The sequence below is a fragment of the Streptomyces sp. NBC_00306 genome, from assembly GCF_036169555.1.
Taxonomy (GTDB): Bacteria; Actinomycetota; Actinomycetes; order Streptomycetales; family Streptomycetaceae; genus Streptomyces; species Streptomyces achmelvichensis.
In genome coordinates, this window is record NZ_CP108032.1 from 167,363 (window position 1) to 182,567 (window position 15,205).

Genomic DNA, 15,205 nt, shown 5'->3' on the forward strand with positions numbered 1-15,205 from the left:
CCGGGCCGTCAGGGGGCCTCAAGTTCCGTTCCGTGGGCACCAAGGGAGTGCACAGATGACCGCCTTCAACGCCACCCGCCGCCGATTCCTCGTAGGAACAGGCGCAGTCGGCGCAGGCGCACTGCTCAGCAGCTGCGTCACCCAGAGCCCGTCCGCCTCCGGAGGAAAGTCCGGCGGCCCGGTGACCCTGCAGTCCAACCTCTCCTCCCCGCAGGCCAAGAGCGCGATACAGGCGAGCGTCGCCGCCTTCGCCAAGCGCGGGGACACCAGGGCGCAGCTCAACACCGTCGCTTCGGAGACCTTCCGCACGCAGCTGCCTACCTATCTGACCTCGGCCAACCCGCCGGACGTCTACACCTGGTACCCCGGCTCCGTCGCCGAGTCGTACGCGAAGAAGGACCTGCTCCTCGACCTCGACGACATCTGGGAGAAGCCCGAGCTCGCCGGCTACTCCGACGCGCTGAAGAAGCTCTGCACCTCCGCCTCCAGCGGCACGAAGGTCTTCGTGCCCACCAGCTACTACTGGTGGGGCATGTTCTACCGGAAGTCCAACTTCGCCAAGTGGGGTGTTCAGGAGCCCAAGACCTGGGACGAGTTCCTCGACCTGTGCGACAAGCTCAAGAGCAAGGGCGTCGCCCCCATCGGCCTCGGCGCCGGCGGCGACACCCCGTGGGTCGCCTCCTCCTGGTTCGATTACCTCAACATCCGTGTCAACGGCGCCACGTACCACCGTGAACTCCTCGCCGGCAAGCACCGCTTCGACGACCCGGAGGTCCGCAGGGTCTTCGACCGCTGGGACGAGGCGCGCCCGTTCTTCGACCCGAACGGCACGGCGATCCCCTTCCAGGACGCCACCACCGCCCTCCTCCAGGGCCGTACGGGCATGATGCTGATCGGCACCTTCTTCGCCGACGCGGCCCCCAAGGACGCCCTGGACGACCTGGACTTCTTCCAGTTCCCCATCATCGACCCGAAGATCCCGGTCGCCGAAGAGGCGCCCACCGACGGCTTCTTCGCCAGCGCCCGCACGAAGCGCGCCGACGGTGTCAAGGAACTGCTGCGCTACCTGGCCACCGCCGAGTCGCAGGAGCTCTACCTCAAGAGCGGCTCGGGCACCACGCTGCCCACCCACCCCGACGCCAAGGACTCGGGCACACCACTGGTGCTCAAGGGCCGCAAGCTCATCGAGAGCGCCACCGACCTCACCCAGTTCTTCAACCGCGACTCCAGCGACGCCCTCCAGCCGTCCGCGGACACCGCGCTCGTGCACTACCTGGCCAAACCCAAGCAGATCGGCTCCATCCTCACCACGTGGCAGCGCAGCGCACAGAAGATCTGGAACCAGTGACCATGGCGCTGATCGGCTCCACACGACGGTCCAGGGCCACGCGCGTGCCCCCGGTGGTCCTGGCCTTCGTTCTCCTCCCGCTGCTCGTCGAGGCCTTCTGGGTCTTCTGGCCCGCCATCCAGGGCTTCTACCTGTCGCTGACCTCGTGGGACGGCCTGTCGGCCCCCGCGTTCGTCGGCCTCGGCAATTTCAGCGAGATGGCGCACGACGCGGTCTTCCGTACCGCCGCGATCAACACGGTCCTGTGGCTGCTGCTCTTCGGCGGACTCTCCGCAGCCCTCGGCCTCGGTGCCGCGCTGCTGCTCCAGCAGGAGCGGCGCGGCATCGGGTTCTACCGGGCGGCGCTCTTCCTGCCGGTCGTCTTCTCGCTGGTCGCCACCGCGCTGGTGTGGCAGGCCATGTACCAGCCGGACGGCCTGATCAACAACGTGCTGTCGGCGGTCGGCCTCGACAGTTGGCGGCACGCGTGGCTCGCGGACCAGGACACCGCCTTCTACGCGGTGATCGTGCCCGCCCTGTGGCGCCAGGTCGGCTACGTCATGGTGCTCTACCTCGCCGGCCTCAAGGGAATCGATCCCGTGCTGTACGAGGCATCCAAGGTCGACGGTGCGAGCCGCATTCAGCAGTTCCGTCACATCACCCTGCCGCAGCTGCGCAGCGTGAACGCGGTCGTCCTGTCGGTCATCGTCATCGACTCGCTGCGCTCGTTCGACGTCGTCTGGGCGCTCACCCGCGGCGGTCCCTATCACTCCTCCGAACTGCTGAGCACCTACATGTTCTCCACCGCGTTCCAGTCGCTGCGCCTGGGATACGGCTCCGCGCTCGCCGTCGTCATCTTCGTGCTCGCCTTCGGTGTCATCGCGAGCTACCTCGTGCGCGCCTTCCGGGAGGCCGACTGATGACCGCCACCCATGCCTCCGCACCCGTCGGCAAGGACTCGGGCAACGCGCCCGGCACGGCACACACGGCCCCGCAGCCTGCTCCCCGCCGGCCCGTCGTCCGCGGCCGTGCCCTGCGCACCACCGGCTTCCACCTCACGGCGGGCCTGCTGTCAGCGCTGTGGCTGCTGCCGATCGCCCTCGTCCTGGTCACGAGCACCCGCACCTTCGACGACATCGCCGCCCACGGGGTCGGCAGTTGGCCCCACTCGTTCACCCTCGACGGCTTCCGCCAGGCGTGGGTGGACGGCGGTCAGCAGCAGGCGCTCATCAACAGCATGATCGTCTCGATTCCCACCGTACTGCTCTCGCTGGGCCTCGCCTCCATGGCGGCCTTCGCGCTCAGCCGCTACGACCTGCCGTTCCGGCGCGTCCTCCTGCTGCTGATGCTCGCCGGCAACCTGCTGCCCCCGCAGATCCTGCTGATCCCCGTCTCCAAGCTGAGCGAAGTGCTGGGAATCTACGACCAGTTGTACGCGCTGATCGGGGTTCAGGTCGGCTTCGGCGTCGGCTTCTACGTCTTCGTCCTGCACGGCTTCATGCGGGCGATCCCCACCGAGATCCAGCAGGCCGCCGTCATCGACGGCGCGAGCCCCTGGCAGATCTACTGGCGGATCATCCTGCCCCTGGCCCGCCCGGCACTGGCCGCCCTGACCGCCCTGTCGTTCACCTGGATCTTCAACGATCTGCTCTGGGCCATCACGGTGCTGCGCACCGACAGCCAGATGCCCATCACCGCCTCGCTGATCGGACTGCAGGGCCAGTACGTGTCCATGTGGAACGTCATCGCCGCCGGTTCGGTGATCGCCGCCGCCCCGACGGTGGCCGTCTTCCTCCGCTTCCAGCGCCACTTCGTGGCCGGACTGAACCTCGGAGCCGTGAAGTGACCACGCCCGACCGGTGGCTGCTGCGCACCGACACCACCACCTACGCCGTCACTCTCGGGAACGACGGACGCTGGGCCGAACTCGCCGCCTGGGGGCCGCACGGTGCCGAGGCCGGGCCGTCGCCCATGGACGGGTCGCGTCGCACCCACTTCATCACCCCCGCCGACACCGCCCCGGCCGAGTACATCCCGTACGGGCTGCGGCCGTTCACCGGCGCCGACCTGATCGCCTCCCGTCCCGGCGGCGACCGCGGCAGCTGGTGGCACTTCGACGGCGCCACCCAGGACGGCGACCACACACTGCGCCTGGAATTCGCCGACGACCTCCTCGGGCTGCGCACCACGCTGTGCTACGAGACGGTGCCCGGTACCGACGTCGTCCTGCGCTGGACGGAGCTCACCTGCACCGGTGAGGACGAGGTGCGACTGGAACGCTTCGACTCCGCCGCCGTCAATGTGCCTGTCCAGGGCGGCGCTCGGCTGACGTACCTGGCCGGCCAGTGGTCCCAGGAGTTCCAACTCCATCACCTGCAACTGGACCGCGGGCGCTTCGAGATGGAAAGCACCCAGGGTTCGGCGGGCCACGCCTACCACCCCTGGCTCGCGATCCAGTCCGCCGACGCTCCCGCCGAGGGAACCACCCCCACCTACGGCATCGCCCTGGAGTGGTCCGGCAACTGGCGCATCACCGCCGACGCCGAGCCCGGCGGTGCGCTGCGCGTCCGCGCCGGCCGCGTACCGCACGAGGGCGCCGTGCGACTCACCCCCGGCACCACCCTCGTCACACCACGCCTCGCCTGTGCCTTCAGCCCGGACGGTCTCGACGGACTGGCTCGCGTCTGGCACCGCTACGAGCGGCACCTGACCGGCGAGCGCATCGACCGGCCCCGCAAGGTCCTCTACAACTCCTGGGAGGCCACCGGCTTCGACGTCGACGCAGACGAACAGCTGGAACTGGCCAGGACAGCCGCACAGCTGGGCGCCGAACTCTTCGTCGTCGACGACGGCTGGTTCACCGGCCGGCACGACGACACCGGCGGGCTCGGTGACTGGCACCCCGACCCGGCCGCATTTCCCGGTGGATTCGACCGCTTCATCGATCAGGTCGGGGCCCTCGGCATGGACTTCGGTCTGTGGGTCGAACCCGAGGGCATCAGTCCCCGCTCGAAGCTGTACGCCGAGCACCCGGAGTGGGTGTACCGGATCGACGGCCGCCCGGCCAAACTCGTGCGCAACCAACTCCTGCTCGACCTCGGCCGTGAAGACGTCCAGGACTTCGTCATCAGCACGCTCGACCGGCTGCTCGGCTCTCACGCCATCAGCTATCTGAAGTGGGACATGAACCGGCCGCCCACCGAACGCGGCCGCCCCGGACATCCGGCCGGCCACGACCCGGAGCGGCAGGACCTCGACGCCGCGCACGTCGCCGGCTACCTCCGCGTTCTGGACCACCTGCGCGCCGCCCACCCGCACGTCACGATCGAGGGCTGCGCCGGCGGCGGCGCCCGCGTCGAGCACGCCACCATCGCCCGCACCGACGTGGTGTGGCCCAGCGACAACACCGCGCCCATGGACCGGCTGCGCATCCAGTACGGCTATCTCCACGCGCATGCACCGCACACCATGAGTTCCTGGGTCACCGACGCCCCGGGCATCTTCGACCCCCGGCCGCGCTCGCTCGCCTTCCGCTTCGTCAACTCCATGGCGGGCGTGCTCGGTGTCGGCGCCGACATCCGCCACTGGGCACCGGAGCAGCGTGCCGAGGCCACGCGGTGGATCGCCCGCTACAAGGAGATCCGGGACGTCGTCCACCACGGCGAGGTCCACCTGCTGGGCACCCCCGCCGACCCGACGTGCGGCGTGCAGTTCGAGGAACGCGGCGGTGCCCGTGTGGTGGTGACGGCATGGAACACCGGACCGCTGGACGGCGCACCCCTGCTGTCCGGACGGCCCGCCCGGCTCCGCCTGCGGGCCCTCGCCCCGGAATCCGTATACATCGACACCGACACCGGAACCCGCTACAGCGGGGCGTATCTGCTGCACTCGGGGCTGCCGTTCACCTGGAGCCGCGAACACGACGCGGAGCTGACGGTGCTGGCCCGTCAGTGACGACATCGGACAGTCTGCGCCCCACCGGCCTCACGAACAGGAGAAGATCCACCCCATGAATCCAGCCGCCCGTTTCACCAACCGCGTCGCCGTCGTCACGGGCGCCGCGTCGGGCATCGGCGCGGCCGCCGCGGCTCGCCTCGCCGCGGAGGACGCGGCCGTCGTCCTCGTCGACATCGCCGCCGAGCGCGGCGAGGAGACCGCCGAGCGGCTGCGCAAGGACGGGGCCCGGGCCGTCTTCGTCGCCGCCGACGTCGCGAGCGAGGACGACTGGCAGCGGGTGATCACCACCGCGCACGGCTTCGGTCCCGTGGGCGTCCTGGTCAGCAACGCGTACACGGTGGCCGTCGCACCGGCCCACGAGACCAGTCTCGCCTCCTGGGAGCGGCAGCTCTCGGTCAACCTCACCGGTGCCTTCCTCGGAGTCAGGGCGGCGCTGCCGGATCTGCGCGCGAGCTCCGGGGCCGTGGTGCTCGTGTCCTCCGTGCACGCGCACCGGGGCATCCCCGGCCATCCGGCGTACGCGGCGAGCAAGGGCGCCCTGCTGTCGCTGTGCGGTCAACTCGCCGTCGAGTACGGCCCGGACGTCCGGGTCAATGCGGTATTGCCGGGGCCGATCCTGACCGCCGCGTGGGACCGGGTGCCGCTGGCCGACCGCGAGCTCAGCGTCGCGGGCACCGCGGCCCGCCGTTTCGGCACGCCCGAGGAGGTCGCCGCCGCCGTCGCCTTCCTCGCCGCCGACGAAGCCTCCTACATCACCGGATCGAGCCTGCTCGTGGACGGCGGCTGGAGCGTCTCGAAGGCCTCGGCCTGACGGAACGACCGCCCCGGCCACCGATCGAACAGCAAGAAGGGCATAGACATGACGCCATACGCGCGCCGCGGAGTGCACGGCCAGACGGTGGAGACCCTCGCCCGACGGGTGCTCACCGGCGAGATCCCCGAAGGAGCGACGCTCGACATGGCGGCGTTGCAGAGCGAGCTGGACGTCAGCCTGACGGCGCTGCGCGAGTCCCTGAAGGTGCTCGCGGCCAAGGGCATGGTCGACGCCCGGCAGAAGCGCGGCACGTTCGTCAGGCCCCGCTCCGACTGGAACCTTCTCGACGCCGACGTGCTGCGCTGGCAGTTCTCCGAGAGCAGCGGCTCCGGTGCCGACCCCGCGCTGCTGCGCAGCCTCGGTGAGGTCCGCGGGATCATCGAACCCGCGGCCGTGCGCCTTGCGGCGGACCGGCGTACCGACACCGACCTCGAGGCGCTGGAGACGGCCCTGAGCGCGATGGGGCAGGAGGGCGGCGCGAGTCACGCCGTCGAGGCCGACCTCGCCTTCCACCGGGCGCTGCTCGCTGCCACCCACAACGAGCTGCTGGAACGCATGGAGATGGTCATCGAGTCGGGCCTCGCTCAGCGCGACCAGCTCGTGCACAGCGCTCCGCACAGCGAGGACCCGGTACCCAGCCACCGTGCCGTCCTCGACGCCGTGCGCGACCGGGACCCCGACGCCGCGGAGCACGCCATGCGCGCCCTGCTCGACCAGGCGACGCGCGATCTCGACAAGGTCAGCGGCCCGCTCGCGTCCGACGGCGCGGACGGTTCCTCCGAGAAGGCGGACGGTTCCTCCGAGAAGAAGGACGGCCAGGGACAGTGAAGATCGCGCGCGTCGAGACCTTTCTCGTCCCGCCCCGGTGGCTGTTCTGCCGGATCGAGACGGATGACGGCGTCGTCGGCTGGGGCGAGCCGGTGGTGGAGGGCAGGGCCGAGGTGGTCCGGTCGGCCGTGGAGGTGCTGGCCGAATACCTGGTGGGCCAGGACCCGTTGCGCATCCAGGACCACTGGCAGGTGCTGAGCAAGGGCGGTTTCTACCGCGGCGGCCCGGTGCTCTCCAGTGCCGTCGCCGGCATCGACCAGGCCCTGTGGGACATCGCCGGCCGCACACTCGGGGTGCCGGTGCACACGCTGCTCGGAGGGCCGGTCCGCGACTCGGTACGGGTGTACGCCTGGGTCGGCGGCGACGAGCCCGACCGGCTCAAGGAGGAGGTGACCGCCCAGGTGGAGGCCGGCTTCACCGCCGTCAAGATGAACGCCGCCGGACGCACCCCGCCGATCGGAAGCCCCGCCGAGACGGCCGCCGTCGTCGAGCGCGTGGCGGCGGCACGCGAGGCCCTGGGTCCGCACCGGGACGTCGCCGTCGATTTCCACGGCCGCTTCGGCGCCGCCAACGCGCGGCGCGTGCTCCAGGAGATAGCCCCCCTGCACCCGCTGTTCGTGGAGGAGCCCGTCCTGCCCGAGCAGGCGCACCTGCTGCCGGGCCTGGTCGGCGCCTCGTCGGTGCCGCTCGCCACGGGTGAACGGCTCTACGGGCGGGCCGACTTCCTTCCGCCGCTGACCGCGGGAGTCGCCGTGGCCCAGCCGGACCTGTCGCACGCCGGCGGGATCTCGGAGGTCACCCGGATCGCGTCGCTCGCCGAGACCTTCGGGGCTCATCTGGCGCCGCACTGCCCGCTCGGCCCCATCGCACTGGCCGCAAGCCTTCAGGTCGCCTTCGCCACGCCCAACTTCCTGATCCAGGAGCAGAGCCGGGGCATCCACTACAACAAGGACGCCGACCTGCTCTCCTACCTCGTCGACACCGAGCCCTTCCGTTTCGTCGACGGTCAGGCGCGTCGCAGCGGACTGCCCGGACTCGGCATCGCTGTCGACGAGGACGCGGTGCGCGCCGCCGACCGGTCCGGGCACGCCTGGCGCAACCCCGTCTGGCGGCACGCCGACGGCTCCTTCGCCGAATGGTGACCGGGAACCGGCTGCCGGTGTCCGTGGTCACCGACCCGGAATGGGGCGGCCGTTGGACCTCACTGACCGCCGGCGGCCGCGAATGGCTCTGGCACCGCGACGAGCCGCGCCGCGCGCACATCTCCCCCGGTGACGCTTTCGCCGACGCCGGGGGCCTGGAGGAGTGCGCGCCGACCGTTCGCGGGCTGCCCGATCACGGGGACGCCTGGTCGCGGCGGTGGCGGCGGGACGGGGACGTGGACCTCGTGGAGTGCCCGGACTTCCGCCTGGCGCGCCGTATCCGCGACGAGGCGGGGGCGGCCGTCGCCGACTACACGCTCACCGCCGAACCCGGCTACCGCTTCGTATGGGCCGCCCACGCCCTGCTCGACCTGTCTCCGTCCGCCCGGATCGGTATCGACGGGCCCGCGGTCACGCGGCTCTACCCGGACGAGGGAGACCGCTGGGTCACCGGCGCCTGGCCCACCGTCGACGGCATCCCGCTGGACCGGCTCGGCCCGGACGACGGGAGCGCCGTCGGAGCAGTCGTCCTCACCTCACAGGTGTCCGTGCACGACGGCCCGGACTCCCTCCACCTGTCCGTCGAGGCCGACGGACCGCAGCCGCACTCCGTCGCCCTGTGGCGCAACCTCCGCGGCTTCCCCCAGGACGCGCCGTACCGGTCGATCGGCGTCGAGCCGATGCTCGGCCGGGTCTTCGACCGGGCGACGGGGGACGACGGCGACACCGCCGTCGTGCCCGCGAGCGGTGAGGTCACCTGGCGGCTCACCGTCACCGCCACCCGTCGCGCCTGACACCCACCACCAGAAGGGATCCCCGATGGACCTGCTCGCGGCGCTGCGCGCCCACCGGCTGCTCGCCATCGTCCGCGGCAGCGATCCGGACGCCGCGCTGACCACCGTGCTCACCCTCGTCGAGGAAGGCGTCTCCCTCGTCGAGGTCTCCCTCAGCGGACGTGACGCGCTCGACGTCATAGCCCGGGCCCGTGCCGCACTGGGCCCTGACGCAGCCCTCGGCGCCGGTACCGTCCTGACCTCCGACGAGGCCCGCGCCGCTCAGAGAGCCGGAGCCGCCTTCCTCGTCACCCCGGCGGTCAGCGACGGCATAGCCACCGGCCTGGAGCTCGGACTCCCGGTGCTCGCGGGCGTGATGACCCCCACCGACGTCCTCCAGGCGCAACGCCTGGGCGCCACGGCCTTCAAACTCTTCCCTGCCGGCAGCGCCGGAGGCCCGGGCTATCTCCGGGACCTGCGCGGCCCCTTCCCCGGCCTGCCGTTCGTACCCGTCGGTGGAGTGGACGCCCAGGCAGCCGCCGACTATCTGGGCAGCGGTGCCACAGCCGTCGGTGTCGGCTCGCCCCTGGTCGGCGACGCCGCCTCGGGCGGCAGTCTCACCGCCCTGCGCCAGCGGGCCCGCGCGTTTCTGGACGTCGTGCGCACGGAGGTCCGGCCATGACCATGCCCACGGTCATCGGGACCGACCGCCTCGAACTCGGCGAGGGCATCCGGTGGGCGGACGGCCGCGCGGTGCTGACGGACATCCTCTCCGGCCGTCTCCTGTCCGCCCCCGGCCGTCCCGCCGCACCGCTCGCCCGCATCACCCAACTCCCCTGCCCACTGGGGGCAGTGGCCCCGATCGAGGACCGGCCCGGTCACTGGATCGCGGCGGCCGGCACCGGCATCTGCCGCATCGACCCCGCCGGCCGGGTCGACTGGATCGCGCGCCCCGAGGACGACGCACCCGTGCCGATGCGGATGAACGACGGCGTCGCCGACCCGCAGGGCCGCTTCTGGGCGGGCAGCATGGCGTACGAGGCGACCGAGGACGCGGGCTCCCTCTACCGCATGGACCGCGACGGCCGCGTCACCCGCGTACTGCGGGACATCACCGTGCCCAACGGACCGGCCTTCACCGCGGACGGCACCGTCATGTACCTCGCCGACAGCGCCCGAGGGCTCGTCCGGCGCTACCCCGTCGACCCGGTCACCGGCGACGTGGGCGAGCCGGTCCCCCACATCACCTTCTCCACGGGCAGTCCCGACGGTATGACGACCGACGCGGAGGGCGGCCTCTGGATCGCGGTCTGGGGCGTCGGCCAGGCCCACCGCTATCACCCCGACGGCACCCTCGACCGGATCGTCGAACTGCCTGCCGCCCAGCCCGCCGGGCTCTGCCTCGGCGGTCCCGACGGCCGCACCCTCCTCGTCACCAGCGCCCGCATCGGCCTGTCCCGGCCGGGCCCGCTGGACGGCGCCGTCTTCGCGTTCCGCGTCGACGTACCCGGGACGCCGGCAGCGCCGTACCGCCCGGAGCGCACCAAGAGCCCGGCCCCCACGGACCCCGACGCCGCCGGCGACACCGCAGTCCGTCCCGACTCACCGTAGGACCCACCATGAGCACCCCCCGGCACCTGCGCCCCGGCCCCGTCGTCTGCGTCGGCGAGACCATGGCCGCCCTCGCCCCCGAGCCCCTCGGGCCGCTCGACGACGCCGACCTGCTGCGGGTCGACATCGCGGGCGCCGAGTCGAACGTCGCCCTCTACCTCGCCGACCACGGCATCCCCACGCACTGGCTCTCCGCGGTCGGCGACGACCCCTTCGGCCGGCGCGTCCGCGACCGGATCGCCGCGGGCGGAGTCGACGTCGACGGCGTCCGCACCGACCCGGACCGGCCCACCGGACTGCTCCTGAAGGACCCGGGTGCGAACGGCACGCGCGTCCACTACCACCGCCGTGGATCCGCCGCCTCGGCCCTCACCCCCGAGCTCCTCGACGACCCAGCCGTGGCGGGCGCCGCGCTCCTCCATCTCAGCGGCATCACCCCGGCCCTCTCCCCCGGCTGCCACGCCCTCGTCGAGCGGGCACTGCGCCCCGATCGCCCCTGCCCGGTCAGCTTCGACGTCAACTACCGCCCCGCCCTGTGGACCGGCCGCCCCGCCGGCGACGTCCTGCGACCGCTCGCCGACCGGGCCGACATCGTCCTCGTCGGCCTCGACGAGGCCCAGGCCCTGTGGGGTGACGGAATCACCGACGCCCACGGGATTCGTGAACTCCTGTCCGGTCCGCAGATCCTCGTGGTGAAGGACGGCGACCGCGAAGCCACCGCCTTCGTGGGAGCCGCCGCGCACAGCGTGCCCGCCTTGAAGGTGCGCGTCGCCGAACCCGTCGGCGCGGGCGATGCCTTCGCCGCCGGGTTCCTCAGCGGCCTGCTGCGGCAGCTGCCCGTGGACCGCGCCCTGCGCCTCGGCCATCTGACCGCGGCCTCGGCGCTGAGAGTCGCGGCTGACCACGGCCCGCTGCCGGACCCCGAAGTCGTCGCCGCGCTCCTGGACGCCGACGACGAAACCTGGCGAGCCGCCGTGATCGGCTGACTCCTCCGGACGGGCCGCGCGGCCTGACGTCGCCGAGCGGCTCCTGCCGGTGTTCGAGGAACCGCCCGTCGAGGCCCTGCAACCCGGTGCAGCGCGGCTCAGACCAGTTCGGGCTGCTGTTCGTGTCGCGGTTGGGGCAGATGCACCGGCTCGGGTTTCCGATCCCACAGCTGGGTGGTCCGTACGTAGCCGTAGATCACGGAGGCCATCGCCGCAATGATCAGCGGGCCGAACAGCCACGGACGTGCGGCCATTTCCATCGGCAGATAGCGATACGACGCCAGGAGTGCGGTGAATACCGCTGCGCCGTAGACGACGAGTTGGATTCCCCGTCGGTCCCAGCCCCGGTCGAGCGAGCGCAGCGCCGCCTCGATGGTGACGGTGAACACCACACCGGCGACGATGTCCGCGCCGTAGTGGTACCCGAAGCCCAGCGTTGCGCCGAGTGTGGCGATCAGCCAGAAGCCGCCCGCAAAGCGCAGAATCGGGGGGCCCTTGAGGGAATGGATGAAGATCGCGGTAGCCCACGCCGTGTGCAGACTGGGCATGCAATTCCGGGGGGTGATCTCGTCGAAGGGCATCGGGCGCGGGATACCGACCGGCGGCGGTATGTCCGGCCACAGGTTGGCAACCGCCCAGGCACCCCCGTCGGCACCGTAGGCGAAGACGGGCCCGACCACCGGGTAGATCATGTAAATGCCCGGCCCGAGCAAGCCGATGACGAGGAAGGTGCGCACCAGATGGTGGCCCGGGAAGCGGCCCTCGGCCGCCACATTGCGCAGCTGGTACAGCGCGACGAGGACCGCGGCCACCGCGAGCTGGATGTAGACGAAGTCGAGGACGTGTTCGCCCACCGTGCCGGTGGCCGCGACAATGCGGCCCGCCAGCCATGAGGGGTTGCCCAATGCGTGATCGGCGGTTGCCACGTACGGGTCGAGCACCTTCGGGCGGGTCTTCGACGTGATCAGCAGCCAGGTGTAGCCGGTCTTGCGGCCGGCCACCAGCAGCAGGGCGAGTCCGACACCTTTCAGGAGCAGGACGCGGTCCCGGCCGGTGCGGCGTGTGAGGGCGATGACGCCACAGGCCAACGTCACCCACAGTGCTCCGTTGCCGTACATCATCTCGGCACCGGCAGCCCACCGCACGAGCCAGAAGACGATGTCGATGCCGATCGCGGCGCCGACCGCGATGAATCGCTGCCGCCAGGTGAGGACCACCATCATCAACGCCATGCTGACGTACAGCACCGTCCCCGACTTGGGGGCGAATACGACCTCGCGCGCCTGGTCGGTGATCGGCCCCGGCTCGCCGTACCGGCGCGCGGCGATCTCCAGCGCCACGAGGAATCCGAGGCCCACCACACTCACCGCGACCCACAGCACGATGGTCGGTTGACGCCACGCAGCCGAGCGAGAGCTGCCGCCTGCGCGCGAAAGTCCTCGCGTTAGGTTAGTTATCAATTTTTCAGCCGCTTTGTCTTATTTCACGACGATCATTATGAGCTCGAACATGTTAGCGGAATATACTCGTCGTTCCGATCATGGATACCTCGAATCCAGCGATCGACCCCTTGCCCGCCACCACAGCGAACAGGAAACGCCGCCCCGCCCGGACTGGTGCAGCTCGGTCCGCTCGGCCCGGCAGGAACATCTCGCCGGCTCCGGTATCGGAACGCCGACCCGGTCGCCCTCGTCGGGCGCGCGACTCCTGTGCAACCTGGCCCCCGTTTCGCGCGTATAGCAACTGACCGCTCCGAGCGGCACCGGATGGGGACGCCGCTGATGAAGAGGGCGTCGCAGGAGCACCGGTTCCGCCTACACGCCAACGGGAGAGACGCATGAATCCGCTGAAGCTGCTGAGTTCGCTGAGCACGCGCCGTACCTCGCTCGCCCTCGCACTGGTCGCCACGTCCGTGCTCACCACGGCTCTGGCCACCCCGACGGCCGCCGCGCCGGCCGATTCCGCCTCGCCGGCCCGGACGGCGGACACCAGACTGGAGCGGCAGATCGAGGGGCTGCTGCAGCACAACGAGGGTGCCGAGCGCGTCGGGAAGGACCGGGTGCGGCTGGCGCCGGGCGTGGAGATGACGGTCGTGCCGTCCACCCGAGCAGCGGCCGACGGCACGGGCGACTGCCGGACCGGCTACGCCTGTGTGTGGCAGCACCGCGACGCGACCGGCTACCGCCTGGACTTCTACTACTACGGCTCCTACACGCTGTCCAACTACACGATGCCTGACGGCTCCAGCTGGCAGGACAAGGTCAGCTCCTACTACAACGCGCAGACCGGCGGCGCCTGGATCGTCGGCAGGAACTGGGACTCCGACCTCGGCGGCCTGGAGTGGATCTTCGGCGGGCCGGGCGGGAGGTACGAGGCCCTGGTGTCCGCCAACGACCAGGCCGATGTGATCGAGCTGTACGCGTAGCCGAGGACCGGGGGCGGGGGACGACGGACGCGTCATCCCCCGCCTCACGGCAGGCGGACGGCTGGATGACGGTCGACCGCGCATCAGGTGGGAGCGGCAGGGAAACACCTTGACCTCGGCGGCGGTGCACTCCCCCTTGTCGTGCTCGGTGTTGGACTTCCACCGCCCGTCATCCGACGTACTATCGGGCGTGACCGCCAACGCCCCCGCCGCGTCGCCCCTGAGCGCTCCTGACTGGCCCTGCTGCGGGCACGGCTCCGATCCGTCAGCCGACGCCGTGGGCTGCCGCGGCCGCCGGGTCGACCCGTATGCCGAGTGTCTGGCCCATCTGAGCACCACCGACCGCGCCGCCTACCTGGCAGGTCTGCTGCCCGGTGCCGACCTCGATCACCGTGGCACTGTGTTGAGTGAGGAGCTGCTGACCGAGCTTCTCGCCCGGCTGCACGACCCTGCGACAGACCGGTCCCGCACCGGCAAAGTGTCCTTCAGTGGGGCGGAGTTCGCCGGTGAGGCGAGGTTCGACGGGGTGGAATTCGGCGACGAAGCCCGTTTCAACGGGGCAAAGTTCACCGGTGACGCCAGATTCGACGGCGCACAGTTCGAGGGCACCGCAGGGTTCGGCGGAACGGAGTTCGCCGGCGACGCGGAGTTCAACCAGGCGAAGTTCGGCCTCGATGCCCGGTTCAACGGGGCGAAGTTCGGCGGTGACGCAAGGTTCTTCGGGGCGCAGTTCCACAGGAATGCCCACTTCAACAGGGCTGCTTTTGCACGCGCTGCCGTCATGGGACCGTTCGTGTGCGAGGAAGAACTGGTTCTGTCCGAGGCTGTGTTCGACGTCGCCGTAACGATCGAGGCAAGAACGGCAGGCCGAGCGCGTCGGCGCTCGCGGCAGCGGCGCGGGCGACGACGCTGTGATACTCCCCCGCCACGGCAGCGACGCCCAGGCGCGCCAACCCCTCTACGGCCGCTGCGGCCCTCCGTGGATCGGCCGCGGTATCTCGCACCACCAGCTCGAGTGCTCTTCCCGAGATCCCGCCGGCGCCGTTGACATCTCGGGCGGCCAACTCGAGCCCGGCGAGCAGGTGTCGGCCTGCCTCGACCCAGCCGGGCCGAGTCAGCGGAACGAGAGCGCCGATCTTGACGGACGATCCCTGCGTCCGTCCCGCCCCCGGGTGGTGCTGGTGGCGAATCCATCCGTCGGCGTCTCCCGTCTGACGAACAATCTGCAGTCTGCCCGGTTCCCTGCAACGGCAAGGGCCGATGGTACGGGTTCACTTCATGTCGTCGTGGCAGGGACCCGATGACCGTTCCGGACAGTGCCACCACCACCGTGGCCGCCACC

13 protein-coding genes and 2 pseudogenes are annotated in these 15,205 nt (G+C 71.0%); 13 read left to right on the forward strand and 2 right to left on the reverse strand.

Translation table 11 applies throughout. The features are described from left to right. Positions 1-55: 55 nt before the first annotated feature. Genes OHA05_RS00795 through OHA05_RS00845 form a run of 11 tightly spaced genes read left to right on the forward strand, consistent with a single transcriptional unit; the run spans position 56 to position 11,438 of the window. Positions 56-1,348 carry an ABC transporter substrate-binding protein gene (locus tag OHA05_RS00795; RefSeq protein WP_328859441.1) on the forward strand — a complete coding sequence of 431 codons (1,293 nt, stop codon included), beginning with the start codon at positions 56-58 and terminating at the stop codon, positions 1,346-1,348. 2 nt (positions 1,349-1,350) lie between these two features. After that, complete coding sequence (locus OHA05_RS00800; RefSeq protein ID WP_328863314.1) at positions 1,351-2,247, forward strand: carbohydrate ABC transporter permease; 897 nt, start codon at positions 1,351-1,353, stop codon at positions 2,245-2,247. Further along, positions 2,247-3,173 (forward strand): carbohydrate ABC transporter permease, encoded by a 927-nt coding sequence (locus OHA05_RS00805; RefSeq protein WP_328859442.1) that lies wholly within the window; start codon positions 2,247-2,249, stop codon positions 3,171-3,173. The genes OHA05_RS00800 and OHA05_RS00805 overlap by 1 nt, the downstream gene beginning before the upstream one ends. Further along, entirely contained in the window at positions 3,170-5,281 is a 2,112-nt protein-coding gene (locus OHA05_RS00810) for an alpha-galactosidase (RefSeq protein ID WP_328859443.1), read from the forward strand. The genes OHA05_RS00805 and OHA05_RS00810 overlap by 4 nt, the downstream gene beginning before the upstream one ends. A gap of 55 nt (positions 5,282-5,336) precedes the next feature. Beyond that, a complete protein-coding gene (locus OHA05_RS00815) occupies positions 5,337-6,095 on the forward strand; it encodes an SDR family NAD(P)-dependent oxidoreductase (protein ID WP_328859444.1) in 759 nt (252 codons plus the stop codon). Between the two features lie 48 nt (positions 6,096-6,143). Then, the gene (locus OHA05_RS00820; protein WP_328859445.1) at positions 6,144-6,926 is read left to right on the forward strand and encodes a FadR/GntR family transcriptional regulator; all 783 of its coding nucleotides are present in this window, start codon (positions 6,144-6,146) and stop codon (positions 6,924-6,926) included. Next, complete coding sequence (gene dgoD, locus OHA05_RS00825; protein ID WP_328859446.1) at positions 6,923-8,068, forward strand: galactonate dehydratase; 1,146 nt, start codon at positions 6,923-6,925, stop codon at positions 8,066-8,068. The genes OHA05_RS00820 and dgoD overlap by 4 nt, the downstream gene beginning before the upstream one ends. After that, positions 8,062-8,862 (forward strand): hypothetical protein, encoded by an 801-nt coding sequence (locus OHA05_RS00830; RefSeq protein WP_328859447.1) that lies wholly within the window; start codon positions 8,062-8,064, stop codon positions 8,860-8,862. Before dgoD ends, OHA05_RS00830 begins: the two co-directional genes overlap by 7 nt. A 25-nt stretch (positions 8,863-8,887) precedes the next feature. Further along, the gene (locus OHA05_RS00835; protein ID WP_328859448.1) at positions 8,888-9,523 is read left to right on the forward strand and encodes a bifunctional 4-hydroxy-2-oxoglutarate aldolase/2-dehydro-3-deoxy-phosphogluconate aldolase; all 636 of its coding nucleotides are present in this window, start codon (positions 8,888-8,890) and stop codon (positions 9,521-9,523) included. Continuing rightward, complete coding sequence (locus tag OHA05_RS00840; RefSeq protein WP_328859449.1) at positions 9,520-10,452, forward strand: SMP-30/gluconolactonase/LRE family protein; 933 nt, start codon at positions 9,520-9,522, stop codon at positions 10,450-10,452. Before OHA05_RS00835 ends, OHA05_RS00840 begins: the two co-directional genes overlap by 4 nt. Before the next feature lie 8 nt (positions 10,453-10,460). Then, complete coding sequence (locus OHA05_RS00845; protein WP_328859450.1) at positions 10,461-11,438, forward strand: sugar kinase; 978 nt, start codon at positions 10,461-10,463, stop codon at positions 11,436-11,438. Between the two features lie 98 nt (positions 11,439-11,536). Here OHA05_RS00845 and OHA05_RS00850 read toward each other — a convergent pair whose 3' ends face one another. Further along, positions 11,537-12,820: a DUF5933 domain-containing protein gene (locus OHA05_RS00850; protein ID WP_328859451.1), complete on the reverse strand. Its 1,284-nt coding sequence runs from the start codon at positions 12,818-12,820 to the stop codon at positions 11,537-11,539. Between the two features lie 455 nt (positions 12,821-13,275). Here OHA05_RS00850 and OHA05_RS00855 point away from each other — a divergent pair, with 455 nt between their 5' ends. Together OHA05_RS00855 and OHA05_RS38195 are read left to right on the forward strand one after the other, a co-directional pair. Further along, complete coding sequence (locus tag OHA05_RS00855) at positions 13,276-13,863, forward strand: peptidase inhibitor family I36 protein (RefSeq protein WP_328859452.1); 588 nt, start codon at positions 13,276-13,278, stop codon at positions 13,861-13,863. A 526-nt stretch (positions 13,864-14,389) separates the two neighbouring features. After that, positions 14,390-14,530, forward strand: a pseudogene (locus OHA05_RS38195) (pentapeptide repeat-containing protein); the annotation flags it as partial. Between the two features lie 187 nt (positions 14,531-14,717). On the opposite strand, the pseudogene OHA05_RS00865 reads toward OHA05_RS38195, so the two are convergent. Next, a pseudogene (locus OHA05_RS00865) lies at positions 14,718-15,057 on the reverse strand (ABC transporter substrate-binding protein); the annotation flags it as partial. Positions 15,058-15,205 lie beyond the last annotated feature (148 nt).